A 14,705-nucleotide genomic window follows, 5' to 3' on the forward strand; every position below is an offset into this window, starting at 1 on the left:
CTGGAGACGCTCCGTCAAGCAATTGAAAAAATTTCATTATTTTTGACGTCCGCTGACTGCGGCACCGCATACCCAGATTAGGGCGTCCGGTTTCCGGACGGTTGAGTGGCATCTACGTCCGAAAGAAGGAAGGTCAACGTTCGACGATCATCCGCGCAACCAGTTCTGCGGCATTACCGACGCTGAGTTTCTTCATGATCGCGCCGCGACGGATCTCGACGGTGCGCGGAGAAATGCCGAGCGACTGGGCGATTTCCTTGCTGGTATGGCCGTCGACGATATAGCGCGCCACCTCACGCTCCTTTGCGGTCAGCACCGCCGAACTCGGCGGACGGTCCCGCAAATGCTCGAAGGTCCAGACCATCAGGTGAAAAGGGTCGGCGGGCGTCAACGTGCGCCGGCGCGCCCGTGTCCAGATGATCTCGCCACTACCGTGGACTAATTTTGCACCGCCGCTCTCAGCGGATTGAATAGCCCCTAGATTTGTAGACGCCTTCTCCCCTTAAATTTGAGGCAGGAGGCCTAGATGGGCAAAGGCAATTTCAGCGACGATTTTAAGCGTGACGCGGTGCGGCAGATCACGGAACGAGGCTATCCGGTTGCAGAGGTTTCACAGCGGCTCGGCGTGAGCCAGCATTCTCTTTACGAATGGAAGAAGAAGTTCGGCACGACGAATGCCAAGGGCAGCGACGAGGCCGATGAGATCAGGCGGCTCAAGAAGGAACTGGCTCGCGTCACCGAGGAGCGCGACATCTTAAAAAAAGCGGCCGCGTACTTCGCCAAGGATGCAAAGTGAAGTACGCCTTCGTCGCCGAGCATCGACGGCAATTCTCGGTGCCATTGCCTGCATATTCATCCCAGCGGCTTCTATGCATGGCTCAAAGCTCCGCTGAGCAGGCGAGGCATCGAGGATAGGCGACAGACCGACCTTTTGCGGAAGTCATGGGAGGAGAGCGGCAAGGTCTACGGCTATCGGAAGCTTCAAGACGACCTTCTCGACCAGGGCGAGATATGCTGCCCGAACCGGGTTGCGCGTCTGACCCGCCTTGCCGGGATCAAGGCTGAGATCGGCTACAAGCGCCGTCCCGGCATCTACGGCGGCAGGCCTTCCGTTGTGGTGGACAACACACTCGACCGGCAGTTCGACGTCGAGGCTGCGGACAGAGCCTGGGTCACGGATATTACCTATATCCGGACCTGTGAGGGCTTCGCCTATCTCGCAGTCGTCATTGATCTCTATTCTCGCCGGGTGATCGGTTGGGCACTGCAGAGCCGCCAGACCACGGACGTCGTGTTGCAGGCCCTGCTCATGGCCGTGTGGCGGCGCAAGCCAAGGGATCAGGTGCTGATCCATTCGGACCAGGGCTCGCAGTTCACCAGCATGGACTGGGCTTCATTCCTCAAGCACCACAATCTGGCTCATTCGATGAGCCGACGAGGCAATTGCCACGACAACGCCGTGGCCGAGAGCTTCTTCAATCTTCTGAAGCGAGAGCGGATACGCCGCAATGTCTATCGCTCACGCGATGAAGCCCGCGCGGACGTGTTCGACTACATCGAAATGTTCTATAACCCAAAACGCAAGCACGTCAGGAACGGGATGCTGTCGCCCGTTGAGTTCGAGAAGCAGCAGAAAATCTAACCCGAGGGTGTCTACGAAACTCGGGGCTATTCAACGGTTCTGAATAACAGACCACGGAAAAACGCTCGCTGGGGGAACTTTGAACGTTGAATCTCAAACATTCAGGACACAAGCGGCACTCTTTCTAAGCCTGGCGGTCTTTACCACCGGGCAATCCTTCCTGCTTGTCGTCCTTCCTCCGCTGGGCCGGCGTCTGGGCTTCGCGGACCTCCATATCGGTGGCATACTCAGCCTGTCTGCTTTGCTGATAATGGTATCAGCACCTGCATGGGGCTACCTCAGTGAACGTGTCGGACGCCGTCCAGTTCTGTTGACGGCTCTTGCTGGCGCCACGTTGGGCTCCATGGGATTTGGAGTAATAGTTTATTTTCGACTGTCAGGTGTTTTGAGCGGTTTCGTGGCACTTATATTGATAGCCCTCGTCCGCGCAACTCAAACCTTGGTCACCAGCGGCATCTTGCCCGCAGCGCAAGCCTACATGGCCGACATTACCACTCCAGCGCAACGTGCAGGTGGCATGGGCACCCTCGGAGCAGCTATTGGTGTTGGCGCTATCGCCGGGGCAGCGCTCGCCTGGCGAGTTGCAGCAGGCAATCCGGCTCTGGCTTTCGCCGTCATCGCGATGCTGGCCGCCATTGCACTGTTGAGCATGCTCCTAGTCAAGGAACCTGTCCGCACGGCGTCAATGACGATTTCAGATGCCCGCCTGCCGCTTGGCCAGATATGGCCGTTCCTGGCGATCACGCTTGCGTCGATTTCTGCCTACAGCATCCTGCAACAGGTGACGGCGCTCCGCTTGCAGGATTCGCTAGGCTTCAAGGTTGAGGAGTCGATCGCCCGCGGAGGCGCAGCGCTGATGGCGACGGCGCTTGCCATGATCGTGGTGCAGGCATGCGCGGTTCGCGTCTTCCGTTGGAAGGCCACTCGATTGCTGGGGGTCGGAGCGATCACGGCGGTCATTGCTATGCTGATCTGCACCTTCGTGACCACCTATTCTGCGATTTTCGCCACGTTGATCCTGCTCGGCATCGGTCTGGGTCTGATGCTGACCGGCAATCTCGCTTCGCTCAGCTTGCGGGCCGGAGTTGGCACCCAAGGCAAAGTTGCCGGTGTCAACGTCTTGGCACAAGGGCTGGGGCAGGCAATCGGGCCAATCGCCGGCGCTGGCCTCCACCGCGTATCGCCCCAGGTTCCGTTTCTGGCAGCAACAACCCTGCTTGCAATAGTGTGTTTGGTTGCGGTTCTTGCATGGAGATCTGCCGCGACAAACCCGTGATAGAGCAGCGTCGCCGGCAATGTTGGAACTATAAACTACAGGCGCCGCAAACTGGAATGTTCACGGTTCGTTCGACCTTGGCGTGTCTGGGGGAACAGTTCTTGTTCTGGCCCCTTCCACAAGCAGTGCAAGGCAAAGCCAAGCATTAGATCCCAAGAGGCCAAACGAAAATAGTGTCGGCGTTTTGCCGCTGGACACCGCTATTCTAAGCTCAGAACACGGCCATCCTGAAGAGGCGGCCTCCTTGGCCGCTGTCATCAAGACGAAGGATGATCTCGTCGTCGGCAAATGCAACCACACCACCCTTATCCTCAAAAGACGAGCCACCAGTAATTCACCGAAAGCTATTCTTCTTCTGAATCGCCTTGAGGCTGAGCTTCCACGGCGACTTCCCTTCGGCTCAGCAAACCCGCGTCCTCAAGCGCTTCGATGTTTGGCAGGTCGCGTAGCGTCTCCATGCCGAATGACGAGAGAAAGTGTGGTGTTGTCACATAGGTATAGGGCGCGCCCGGTGTTGGGCTGCGCGGCCCGGATGCAATGAAGCCGGCGCCGCGTAGCGTAGCGATCACATCGCGGCTGACTTCTTTGCCGAAGATCTTGGACGGGCCTGTCGCAAATTTCGTAATTGGTGGCCTGTTGACCATCAGTGGAGAAATTCCTGCTCCCGAATTATGGAGCGTACCGATGATTCTGAATGCCATTGCCGAGAAGTTGCAGCGCCAATCGAAGGACGACTTCAAGGGACGGCATTTCGAGGCGTGGCTCATTGTTCAGGCCGTTGCCTGGTACTTGCGTTATCCGCTGAGCTATCGCAACTTGGAAGAGATGTTCCGAGAGCGCGGCTTCGAGGTGGATCACAGCACGATCAACGACCTGTGAAGAAATCGCGCCGATCAGCTTGGACAGGCTGAGGATGACCTCGACGGCCCGCTTCAACGTCGGGAAAGAGCCGAATGTCAATTTGAATGGTTTTGGGGAGCTTTGCAGACGGCCTATGGCCTGGATTTCCCCCCCTACATTGCCAGACTTGGCTTCCAGCGGAGCCTGATCCATTGCCGAACGTTATAGGCGAGGATGGCCCATAGGGCTTCCGTCCGCGTCCTTTGAAGGACCCGTACACGGAAACGCCGCAGGCCAAGCTTGTCCTTCAGCCAGGCATTCACGAATTCTCCCACCCTTGCCCGTTCACGCATCAGACCACGTGCCTCGGCCGTCGTCTGACGTTCTCGGAAAGAACTGACGACTGGGTCTTCCTGCGTGACGACGATTGATCGTCCATATCGCTTGTTACTCGAGCAGCATTGTTGCCTGCTGGGGCAGGACCAGCAATCGTTTTGGTTTGCTTGGTAGCGCGTCATCTTTCTGCCTGGACGTGCAGAATGGCTGTGGCGGGCCGTAAGGTATTTTCCTTCCGGACAAACATAAACGTCGGAGCTCGGATCGTACCGGAACTGCTCGGGCAAGAAGGCTTCTGTAACGCCGGCGCGCTGGAACCGCTGCTTCACCCGACCATCGGTTTGAACCCAAGGTCCGGCAAGCTCCACATTCATGTCGTGCGCCATCAGAACGTTCTGTCGACTTGTATAACCTGCATCCACCAACAATCTGTCAGGCAATTCGCCCAAGCGCTCTTCAATCTGCCGCATTGCAGCCGGCAGATATCCGTAGTCGGGCGCTGTTTGCCCAATGTCCACGCCAATGGCAATTCCGTGGCTGGTGTCAGTCACTATCTGGACATTGTAGCTCAAGGCATAGTGACCATCGCCGTGCCGCATGATCCGCGATTGCGGATCGCTCGAACTGGCGCCGATCTGGCGCTTATGTGAGTTCCCGTAGCCTGCAGGCTTATCAGCGCTAATCTGTCGAACGTTATCGAGTGCCTGCTCCAACCGTTCCACCCGCTCCCGGCGGGCTCGCGCCTGGGCGGCTTCGTGACGAGAGGTCGCCCCGCCTTCTCTTGGATCCCCCATTGAGGAAAGATGTTCCTTTGCGAACGCTAGATGTTTAACGAGTTGATCCTCCTTCCGGAACGTACCTGATCCCGCCTGCGCTGCGATCTTGGTTCCGTCCAGTGTGGCGGCCTCCAATGAAATCAATCCCTCAGCACTCAATGCGGCAAGCAATTGTGTGAACAGGAGATCCAGGGCCGAATGATGCGCAACCCGAAAATCCGACAAGGTGTGATGATTGATGATCATTAGCCCTGCGAGCCACCGAAACCCAGGATCAAACGCCAAGCGCCGTTCGATCTCTCGAGCAGAGCCGATCCCACGACTATAAGCGTAGATCCATAGCGAAACCAGGAGCGCGGGGTCATAGGCCGGGCGACCAGCGGTGCCTTCAAACGACCCGACACGCGATGCGAACGCCGAAAGATCGAGGCGGCCGACTAGTTCCCAGATCGCGCGAACGGAATCATCGGGCCCAACCAGAAGCTCAACATCCAGCATCGTCTAGCACAACTGTCGACGATCGGCGTAGATCAGTCGAAGGGCCGGGTCGCCTGCAGGGGTATCAAAAACTCCACCGGATAGCCGGGCGTCAGGGGTGTCATTCATGCCAAAACCTCCCCAAATCACACTCCCAAACATAGCACGAAAGGGGGCTAAAGGCGATTTCTTCACAGGTCGTCAACCGATGGGTCCTTGCCTGCGCGCCGATGATCGAGAAACGGTAGCGCCAGTTCCGCAGCCCCCATTGCGGTTCGGTTCGCACTGACGAAACCTACGTCAAGATCCGCGGCAAGTGGCGCTACCTGTACCGCGCCATAGATAAGCATGGAAATCCGGTGGATTTCCTTCTGACCGCAAAACGTGACCTGGATGCCGCCAAGAGGTTCTTCCGCAAGATGCTCAAGCACGAGCCCCTGCTGTCGCCGGGCAAGATCGGTACCGACGGCGCAAATACCTTCCCCTCAACGATCAAAACAGCCGTCGATGATTGGCTCTTGCGTCCCGACCCAGTGCACTACGTTACCAAGCATCTCCAGCAAGGCATCGAAAGCGACCACTTTCGAGTAAAGAAGAACATGCCGAAGATCGGCGGCTTCCAATCGTTCAAGACGGCCCGGCGAAGCATTGCCGGTTTCGAAGCAATGCTCTGGTTGCGGAAAGGTTTTGGCTTTTCCGGCAATTGGAGCGTCAACCACCAGAATGAACTCCTCGCGTACCTCTTCGGACTTCAAAAGGTTAACAAAGCGTGAAAATCATGACGATCACAGGCTAGGTTCAACCTACTGAAGGGTTTGCGACAGGCCCCTCCTGGCTGACCATGCGAACAGGGGGGGACTGATGCGCTTTGTGGGCCTCAATCGAAGAAGGTTCGACAGGGGCGCAGCAATGCCAGTGACGCTCAACGCGTTACGATAGCCTTTCGCACCTTTGCCGGGGTCAATGGCATGTCAGTGAAACGTATGCCGGTGGCATCCGCCAGAGCGTTGGCGAGAGCAGCGGAGGTCGGCCCCTGCCCGCACTCCGCGACACCAAGGAACGGTTTTCCCGGCTGCGGGATGACGGCGACATCAACCCGCTGTGGAACTTCGAGGAACCTCAGAATGGGGTAAGCGCTCCAATCGAAGGTTGTCCGGATTTTTCCGTCGTTCAACGAAGCTTCATGCACGCACCAGCTGAGTGATTGCAGGATCGCACCCTCGGCTTGGTTGATCACGCCGTTCGGCGAAACCACCTCGCCACAATCGATTGCGGCATTCACTCTTTCCACGGCGATCATGCCGGTATCCCGATTGACACTGATCTCCATGAACACCGCGCAATACGCGCCGAGGTTCTTGTATCTTGCAAACGCCATCCCGAACCCGTGCAGGGGCTTGGATTTCTCGCGCTCCTTCCAGCCGAACTTGTCCGCTGCGGTTTGCATCACACCGCGAGCGCGATCGTCGCGCATGTGGTTCAGCCGCAATTCGAGCGGATCGATTTTGCCGGCAGACGCCAGTTCATCAAAGGTGCTTTCGATCGAGAAGACGTTGAGATGCGCGCCAAGAGAGCGCAATGCCGAAACGCGGATGGGCATGTCCTTTATGAAGTGATAGATCACGTTCATGTTGGGAAGGTCGTAGAGCGGGTTCGAATTGCGACTGCCGTCGCCTTCCGGCATCGGGATAGGCTTGCCCTCGGGCATTTCGAATGGCGGCACCACCTCGTTTCCAACCAGGACGCCTCCCGCGCCAACCGGCCTGTTGTTGTGCGGGTTGCTCCACACCCCGTAATTCCACCGGACGATGCGGTTGGTGTCATCGAGAGCGGCGTCCACCTCCGTCACCATGCCCGGGCCCAGCGGCTCCCAGCCAAACTCCTGCTCTCTCATCCACTGCAGGCGCACCGGTCGCCCCGGTACGGCCATGGCCAGGAAAGCGGCTTCGGCCGCGACGTCATCGGCACCGTTTTGCCCGTAACATCCCGCACCTTCCACATGGATTGCACGGATCTTGTCGATTGGCCGGTTGAGAAGCTGCGCGGCCACGCGGCGGACATCGTAGGTCCCCTGGCTATGCGTCCAGATCGTCAGCAGGTCATCCTTGAGCCACGCAACGGCGCATGAGGGTCCAATCGAGCCATGACTGATCCAGTGGCGGGAATAGCTTTGTCTGACCGCCCTGACCGGATTGGCCACCGCATTGGCCGTATCGAGAATGACGATGTCCCTTGCGGGAAGCGATTTCAGCGTGTCCGAGACTGAACCGTTTGGAAATGGTTTTGCCGACGGTTCGAATTCGGAGGCCTGCAATTTGCGCATCAGCTTGATCGCATCCCATTCCTTCTCGGCAAGAATGGCGGCGAAATCTCCGTTCTGGACGAATTTGGCGACACCGGTCATCGCCTCGATTTCATGGGCTGGCGGGAGTCGAAGGCGCGTGCCCTCGCTTGGCCCCCGCAGCACTCTCGCATGAAGCATGCCCGGCAACCGCATGTCGTGAATGAAGGCGGCCCCTCCCGTCGTTTTGGCCGGGATATCGAGGCGTGGCAGATTGCGTCCCATCGTCCTGAATTCGGATGTCTGCCGAAGCGGCGCGTTCGCGATCGCTTCAACATGGAGGTCCAGGGCCCCCGCAATTTCGCCATAACCGACGCGGCGCCCCTCCTTCGTGAGGATCGAACCCTTGCCATCGGTTTCCAACTCCTCAAGCGGCGTTCCAAGCCTGATCGAGGCTTGCTGCAAAAGCAGCATTCGCACGTTTGCGGCGGCGTTTCGAATTGCGGTTCCACTGTCCTGCATCGAGTGGCTGCCTGCCGTCAGACCTTCGTCGGGCGTTCGCAGGGTGTCCACCGTCACAAGGTGAAGGTCGGATGGGCTGAGATCGAGTTCCTCCGCTGCCACCTGTGTCAGCGCGGTTCGTATCCCTTGGCCCAGTTCTGCCTTGCCGGTATAGACGGTCGCCCTGCCCTGCTCATCGATCTGGATCCAGGAATCGAGGAACGGCGAGGATTTCAGGCTCCCGGGCAGGTCGGGCGCGAGGGCGGTCGGTCCGGGGCCGCCCTCTCCGCCTCCAGTCAGTTGCGCCAAGGCGGGACGGGTGATCGAGAACGCCACCGCGATCCCGCTTGCAGCAAGGAACGAGCGCCTTGTAAGTCGATTGTTCATGACATCACCCCTGCTTCACCAATTCGTCGCTCGCGCGCCGGACTGCGCGCAGGATCCGCACATGGGTTCCGCATCGGCAGAGATTGGGCTGCATATGCGTTCGAATTTCCTCATCGGTCGGCCGCGGATTCCTATCCAGCAGCGATTGTGCGCGCATGATCATGCCCGCGATACAGTAGCCGCACTGGGCAGCCTGCTCGTCTTGAAACGCCTTCTGCAGCACGCCGGGCGCGTCGATCGTTCCCAGCCCTTCGAGGGTGCGCACCGGCCGGTCCCCGATCGCGCCGACAGGCGTCAGACAGGAAAAGACCGCAGTGCCGTTAATATGTACGGTGCAGGCGCCGCATTGGCCCAATCCGCAACCATACTTCGCGCCGTTGAGTTCCAACTCATCGCGCAGGACGTAGAGCAACGGCGTGTCCGGGCTCGACTCGATCTTGCGTGGCTGCCCGTTTACGACAATGGATAGGGTCATTCCTGGTTCTCCTTCCTGATCTCACGCACGCTCTTCTCGAGGTCCTGCCATGGAGCCTTCGACGTGAAACGAGAGCGGGTGTAGGCCAATAGATCAGCGACCTGGGTGTCGGTGAGGTTGTCCGTGAACGCGGGCATGTAGGGCGCGTTGCTCCCCACCGGCGCCTTGATACCCTGCAAGACGGCCTGAATTGAATTGCGGGGGTCGTCGGAATTCAGGTCCGAGGTCGCGGACAACAGCGGTCTTCCCCGGATAGCCATGGGACTTTTCGGCTCGTGACAGCCTGCGCAGGCACCGCGAAAGAATTCATCCGCCCCGCCGTGCCGTGATGAGGCGTCGGCATTGTCGATCGCCATGTCCTGCGACGGCGCGGGTCGAACCCCGGCTGGATGCATGATCGCATCGATATAGGTCGCAATCGCTGTGACATCCTGTTCGTTCAGTCTCGACAGGCCCTCGGTTACAGGGCCCATCGGCCCAGCCGCAGTGCTGTGAGCCGAACTCGTTCCGGTCGCAAGGTATTCGGTCAGCGTGTCGACGTTCCACCGTGCGGCGGAGGGATTGCTTGCATTCAGGGGCGCGGCATTCCAGCCCTCGGCGATACCTCCGGCAAACAGCTGGTTCCATCTCTCGCCGCCGAGAAGATTGCGAGGCGTATGGCAGGCGCCGCAATGCGCCAGCCCGTCAACGAGATATCTGCCCCGGTTCCAGGCCGGCGATTGAGCCGCATCTTCCTGCGGCGGACCACCATGCAGGAACAGCAGCTTCCAGCCAGCGAGCGATTGGCGAAAGCCGAGACCCGGGAGAAGCCGGTTTTCCGGTGCCACTTCCGCAACGGCCTCGCGCGACATCAGGAAGGCGTAGATCGCATCGACGTCATCGTCCTTCACCTTGATGAAGTGTTCATAGGGCAGAGCGGGATAGAGATGAGTGCCGTCGCGGCCGACACCTTGCTTGACAGCTCGCCGAAACGCTTCGGCCGACCAATTACCGATGCCTGTCTTTTCATCGGGGGTGATGTTGGTGGAGTACAGGGTGCCGAATGGCGTCGGCAGAGGCCGCGACCCGGCGAATGGTTGCCCCTTATCGGCCGTGTGGCAGACAATGCAATCTCCAACGGTCGCCAACTGCTCGCCCCGCTGGATCTGTTCCGGAGAGAACGAGGAGGCCACGGGGCGTGGGATTGCGGGGATTTCCGGCTCATAAACCAGCCATGCGGCGAAACCGAGACCCAGGGCGCCGGCGGCACAGAGCACGGCCGCTCCACCCCAAAGAAGTCGTTTGCTCGGATGCATCTCTTCGCCTCGCGTGACGTGGAAATGACCTCGGCATACGCACAACTTTCAGGCGCGTATTGCACAACGTCGTGAGTTTTGGACATTCTTCCTGCAAAGCGCAGCCATGCATTCGGATAGACGTGATTTCCATTTTCATCATGTCTAGCGGGAGGCGCCGAACACCTCCTGCGATGGTGGCGTCGCCTTAAGGAATTTTGCTGATCGAGTTGCTATTTGGTGGGCATGACCAGAGAGCCGCCGCCCCGTTATCATCGCCACCGCTTCCCCGGCGAGATCATCTCATCGCCATGCGGTCTGGCTGTACTACCGGTTTCCGCTCAGCTTTCGCGATGTCGAAGACTTGTTGGCCGAACGCGGCATTGAGGTTTCCTTCCAGACGGTCTCGGAATGGGCAGCCAAGTTCGGCCTCAAATTCGCTCATCAGCTCCGGCGGCGCTCGCAAGGCAACTTTGCCGACAAGTGGCAGTTTGATGAGATGGCTGTCTCCATCAAGGGCAAAAAATACTGCCTCTGGCAGGCCGTTGATGCCAATGGCTACGTCCTCGATGCCCTGCTGCAAAGCCGAAGAAACAAGCGAGCAGCCTTACGGCTGATGAGAAAGCTGCTGAAAGGCCAGGGTATCGCCCCGCGCGTGATGGTCACCGACAAGCTGCGGTCCTATTCTGCGGCAAAGACCGAACTGATGCCGGGTGTCGAGCATCGATCGCACAAAGGCTTGAACAACCGTGCTGAGAATTCGCATCTTCCCGTACGAAGACGAGAGAGGCGTATGATGCGCTTCAAGTCGGCGCGACAATGCCAGCGGTTCGTCTCAACTCACAGCCAGATTGCCAATCTCTTCCTTCTTCACCGCAAACAGCTGAATGCCGCAGATCACCGCCAGCTTCGCTCCCTCGCCTGCGCAACATCGCGCCAGATCACCATGTCCGTCAGCCCATGACGTCTGAGTAGGAAGGCAACAGCGCGCCCACAGATCGGTTAAGGCGACGCAACCATCGCCTGGTATCGGTTAGACCCAGGCCAGCGTCAAACCGTGACCTGGGAACATCGCTTACGAAAGATAACATCCCCCGCGGCCTGGATTTGGTTGCAAGGTAAAGCGATGCCGCCAATCGGGCATCGAGCGTCAAACCTGCGCTTCCGGGGCGCAAGGCTTTCGAAACCCTAACTATCGAATATTTTTCCAGTGGGGGACGCAAGTTTTTTGATCAGTTGTTCGATCAATACAATTCGACGGTGCGCCTCGTCCCAATCCAGCCCTAATATGTCGGGTACCGTCGCCAGACAGTCGAGGGTCTCCATCAGCCCGAATTGATCGAGGTAGATCTCAACGGGTTCGGGCGCAGACCCTTTCAGGAGGTTCTCGATTTCCAAAACGCGGTTTGCCTTCCCGTCAGACTTCCCCGTAGCCTGCTGCTCCATCAGCAGGGCAACGGCTCTCATCAGTGCAATTGGGTCCGCTCTGAATGGCAACGGGTCTCGCCTCCTTGTCGATGGCCCAAGGTAGCGAGGATGATGGGAAGCGTATTGTAAAAATCGATTGCGTGGTGGAGCTTCGTCTTTTAGCGACCGGACACGGAAATTCATGCCTGCGGGCTATGGGCGATCTTTCGACAATCGCTCGATCGCAAGATCAACGAATGCCCGTAGCCGGGCCGATCTGCGAATATCGCGATGATAGCCCATCCAGATGTCTCGGGCGGGAGGATCCTCTCCCAGATCGATGCGCTGAAGGTTCGCCTGTTGATCTCCCACCGGCCTGGGCAGCACAGCGATGCCGACCCCCGCACAGCTCATCTGGGCCTGAACGTTTCGGTTGTTCGACCTTACGATCACCTTGGCTTGTGGCAACTTCGATTTCAGCCAGTCGATATCCGGAAAGGCGCCGAGTGAGGTGTCCATGGTCACGAGGCCGCATCCCTGCCCGTCGCCCGCCCGAGGCGGTGGCCTGCTGGCGGCGGCATAAACGCCGTAGGGCATTTCGATGAGTTTGCGCTGGACGACGTCGGCTTCGGTAAACGGCGAGATGCGAAACGCGACGTCGGCTTCCCTTTGTGCAAGGCTGAATAGCCGTGTTCCGGTGAGGATCTCCATTTCGACGTGGGTGTGCACCCTCGCGAACTCGGCGATGACTGGGGGCAGAACCCAGGCTCCGAACCAATCGGGCGAGGAGATCCGAAGCATGCCTTCGAGTTTCTGAACGTTTCCGGCCAGCCGCCTTTCGATGGCCAGCGCACTCTCTTCCATGTGCTCGGCGATGGAAAGAACCGCCGACCCCTCTTCCGTGAGGACATAGCCCTCGCTGGTGCGCTGGAACAATGTCTGGCCGGTTGCTTCTTCCAGGGCTCTCAGGCGGCGGCTGATGGTGGGATGGCTAAGGCGCAAAGATCGACCGGCCGCACCCAGCGTGCCCTGTCTCGCCACCGCGAGGAAAATTCTGACGTCGCTCCATTCCATGATCAGCCCCGTTCAAAAACGTACGGACACTGTGCATTGTCTTCGATTGCGGGACAAGGACGTCAGCCCGATATTCTCGACAATCAATCATCAAGGACGTCGAAATGACCATCCACTATCAAACAACGGCGCTGCCGAGAATGACGACGCCACTGACCCTCGTCATGGCGCTCGGCGCCGGCGCGGCGGTCGCCAACATCTATTACAATCAGCCGATGCTGACGTTGATTGGGAAAGATCTCCCGATTGCATCAAGCCTCATCTCGCCTGTGACCCAGCTTGGATATGCCTTGGGCCTGTTCCTCCTGGTTCCCCTCGGAGACGTTGTCGAGCGCAAGCTCCTGATTGTCGGCCAGTTCGTCGCGCTGGCCATCGCTCTTCTCGGTGTCGCCTACGCCAGCAGCACGGCCGTGATCGTCGCAGCCTCGGCTCTTGTCGGCATCTCCTCGACCGTGGCGCAGCAAATCGTTCCGTTCGCCGCGCATCTTGCAACGCCCGAGAAACGTGGCGCGACCGTGGGCACCTTGCTGTCCGGTGTGTTGGGCGGCATTCTGCTCAGTCGAACCGTTGCGGGTTATGTCGGCACCAGCCTTGGCTGGCGCGAGATGTACGTGATCGCCGTCCCGGTTGCGCTTGTCGGTGCCATTGGGATGTGGAGTATCCTGCCCCCCGTGCCGCCGACCGTGTCGATGCCTTACCGGAAGCTGATTTCATCGATTGGCTCGCTCTGGATGGAGCTTCCGGAACTGCGCCGGGCTGCGGTGACGCAAGCGCTGATCTTCGCGGGCTTTTCTGCGTTCTGGACAGCTCTGCCGTTCCGTCTCGCCCAGCCTGATCTCGGTCTTGGCGCGGAGACTGCCGGATTGTTCGGTATTGTCGGTGCGGTCGGCGTGATCGCGGCCCCGATCGCCGGACGCGTGTCGGACAGGAGGGGACCTGCGGTCGTGGTCCGGCTCGGAGCCATCATTTCCCTGTTGTCATGGGTGCTCTTTGCCGTATCGCCCACTCTTGCCGGCCTCGTTATCGGGGTGATCGTGCTGGACTTCGGAATGCAGAGCGCATTGGTATCCAATCAGGCCCTGGTCTACTCTCTGAAACCTGAGGCGCGGGCTCGTCTCAACACCGTCCTTATGGGGTCTATGTTCTTTGGCGGTGCCATTGGATCGGCTGCGGCGATAACAGTCTGGACCCATGCGGGCTGGATCGCACTTGCCGCTTCTGGCGGGCTTTCAAGCGCGATCGCTGTCGTACTTCAGATCCGCCCATATCGCGATTGATTGCAGCCTTGCCGATCATTCGCGCATGTGTTTTCGCCGCCCATCCAGAGGAAGGGCGGCGGAAGGAAGCCCGGCCCGACGGCCGTCATGCTTCATGCAGGGCTTCATGACTGACACTGAATCTGCGCCAGGCGCTGGGGGTCGTTCCGGTAGCCCGGCGGAAAATGCGGGACAGGTGAGCCTGGTCGGAAAGGCCGCAATCCAGTGCGATCTCGCTTAGAGAGGCGTTGCTGTTCGCCATTCTGTACTTGGCGTGTTCAACGCGGCGGCTGAGAATGTAATTGTGGGGCGACATCTCAAAGCTCACCTTGAAGGCTGCCGAGAAATAGCTGGTGCTCAGACGGACCAACTGCGCGAGTTCATCGAGCGATATCGGCTCCGACAGGTTCTCCTCGATGTGCTTCCTGACGCGGTTCACCTGCCACGGCGCAAGACCTCCTGTCGTCGAGCGCCGGCGCACGTCGTTTGCGGCGCCTGCGTGCGGCCGAAGCAGGATTGACGCCTTCCGGATCAAATCAATTGCGATCGACTCATCGCTGTCGACCAGGGTGATCGCGTGCATGACAAGATGAGAAACTTCAGTCGAAACCTCGACGGTGAGATTGCTAAAATTAACCAATGGGTCGCGGGGGGAAAAAACGGTGGCACTGAGAGGCATCATCCATCTCCTAATGACCTGAAA

Annotated in this window: 10 protein-coding genes and 5 pseudogenes; 6 read left to right on the forward strand and 9 right to left on the reverse strand. The window is 59.0% G+C overall.

The features are described 5' to 3' along the window. Nucleotides 1–133: 133 nt before the first annotated feature. Entirely contained in the window at nucleotides 134–391 is a 258-nt protein-coding gene (locus NBH21_RS25420; protein WP_250914815.1) for a LuxR C-terminal-related transcriptional regulator, read from the reverse strand. 135 nt (nucleotides 392–526) lie between these two features. Between NBH21_RS25420 and NBH21_RS25425 the strand changes: the two are divergent. Both NBH21_RS25425 and NBH21_RS25430 read left to right on the forward strand, forming a co-directional pair. Then, nucleotides 527–1,642, forward strand: a pseudogene (locus NBH21_RS25425) (IS3 family transposase). 79 nt (nucleotides 1,643–1,721) lie between these two features. Continuing rightward, the gene (locus NBH21_RS25430; RefSeq protein ID WP_250914814.1) at nucleotides 1,722–2,918 is read left to right on the forward strand and encodes an MFS transporter; all 1,197 of its coding nucleotides are present in this window, start codon (nucleotides 1,722–1,724) and stop codon (nucleotides 2,916–2,918) included. Nucleotides 2,919–3,262: 344 nt separating this feature from the next. Here the strand turns inward: NBH21_RS25430 and NBH21_RS25435 are convergent. Beyond that, nucleotides 3,263–3,520, reverse strand: a pseudogene (locus NBH21_RS25435) (SMC-Scp complex subunit ScpB); the annotation flags it as partial. Between the two features lie 82 nt (nucleotides 3,521–3,602). On the opposite strand from NBH21_RS25435, the pseudogene NBH21_RS25440 reads away from it, so the two are divergent. After that, a pseudogene (locus tag NBH21_RS25440) lies at nucleotides 3,603–3,788 on the forward strand (IS6 family transposase); the annotation flags it as partial. Between the two features lie 143 nt (nucleotides 3,789–3,931). Here the strand turns inward: NBH21_RS25440 and NBH21_RS25445 are convergent. Continuing rightward, on the reverse strand, nucleotides 3,932–5,368 hold the full coding sequence (locus NBH21_RS25445) for an IS1182 family transposase (protein WP_250914813.1): 1,437 nt from the start codon (nucleotides 5,366–5,368) through the stop codon (nucleotides 3,932–3,934). 176 nt (nucleotides 5,369–5,544) lie between these two features. On the opposite strand from NBH21_RS25445, the pseudogene NBH21_RS25450 reads away from it, so the two are divergent. Next, nucleotides 5,545–6,120 (forward strand): annotated as a pseudogene (locus NBH21_RS25450) (IS6 family transposase); the annotation flags it as partial. Nucleotides 6,121–6,269: 149 nt separating this feature from the next. Here NBH21_RS25450 and NBH21_RS25455 read toward each other — a convergent pair. The 3 genes from NBH21_RS25455 to NBH21_RS25465 are packed head-to-tail and all read right to left on the reverse strand — an operon-like array spanning nucleotide 6,270 to nucleotide 10,286. Next, on the reverse strand, nucleotides 6,270–8,516 hold the full coding sequence (locus NBH21_RS25455; RefSeq protein WP_250914812.1) for a molybdopterin cofactor-binding domain-containing protein: 2,247 nt from the start codon (nucleotides 8,514–8,516) through the stop codon (nucleotides 6,270–6,272). A gap of 4 nt (nucleotides 8,517–8,520) precedes the next feature. Further along, nucleotides 8,521–8,991: a (2Fe-2S)-binding protein gene (locus NBH21_RS25460; RefSeq protein WP_250914811.1), complete on the reverse strand. Its 471-nt coding sequence runs from the start codon at nucleotides 8,989–8,991 to the stop codon at nucleotides 8,521–8,523. After that, a complete protein-coding gene (locus NBH21_RS25465) occupies nucleotides 8,988–10,286 on the reverse strand; it encodes a c-type cytochrome (protein WP_250914810.1) in 1,299 nt (432 codons plus the stop codon). Before NBH21_RS25465 ends, NBH21_RS25460 begins: the two co-directional genes overlap by 4 nt. A 225-nt stretch (nucleotides 10,287–10,511) precedes the next feature. On the opposite strand from NBH21_RS25465, the pseudogene NBH21_RS25470 reads away from it, so the two are divergent. Then, a pseudogene (locus NBH21_RS25470) lies at nucleotides 10,512–11,229 on the forward strand (IS6 family transposase). A gap of 224 nt (nucleotides 11,230–11,453) precedes the next feature. On the opposite strand, the gene NBH21_RS25475 reads toward NBH21_RS25470, so the two are convergent. After that, complete coding sequence (locus NBH21_RS25475) at nucleotides 11,454–11,732, reverse strand: hypothetical protein (protein ID WP_250914809.1); 279 nt, start codon at nucleotides 11,730–11,732, stop codon at nucleotides 11,454–11,456. A gap of 153 nt (nucleotides 11,733–11,885) precedes the next feature. Beyond that, a complete protein-coding gene (locus NBH21_RS25480; protein ID WP_250914808.1) occupies nucleotides 11,886–12,746 on the reverse strand; it encodes a LysR family transcriptional regulator in 861 nt (286 codons plus the stop codon). 104 nt (nucleotides 12,747–12,850) lie between these two features. Between NBH21_RS25480 and NBH21_RS25485 the strand changes: the two genes are divergently transcribed. Next, nucleotides 12,851–14,023, forward strand: coding sequence for an MFS transporter (locus NBH21_RS25485; protein WP_250914807.1), 1,173 nt, complete (start codon nucleotides 12,851–12,853; stop codon nucleotides 14,021–14,023). 85 nt (nucleotides 14,024–14,108) lie between these two features. Here the strand turns inward: NBH21_RS25485 and NBH21_RS25490 are convergent, their stop codons facing one another. Continuing rightward, the gene (locus NBH21_RS25490) at nucleotides 14,109–14,681 is read right to left on the reverse strand and encodes an AraC family transcriptional regulator (protein WP_250914806.1); all 573 of its coding nucleotides are present in this window, start codon (nucleotides 14,679–14,681) and stop codon (nucleotides 14,109–14,111) included. Nucleotides 14,682–14,705 lie beyond the last annotated feature (24 nt).

Origin of the sequence: Ciceribacter sichuanensis, assembly GCF_024055605.1 — a bacterium.
In the GTDB taxonomy this organism is placed as follows: domain Bacteria; phylum Pseudomonadota; class Alphaproteobacteria; order Rhizobiales; family Rhizobiaceae; genus Allorhizobium; species Allorhizobium sichuanense.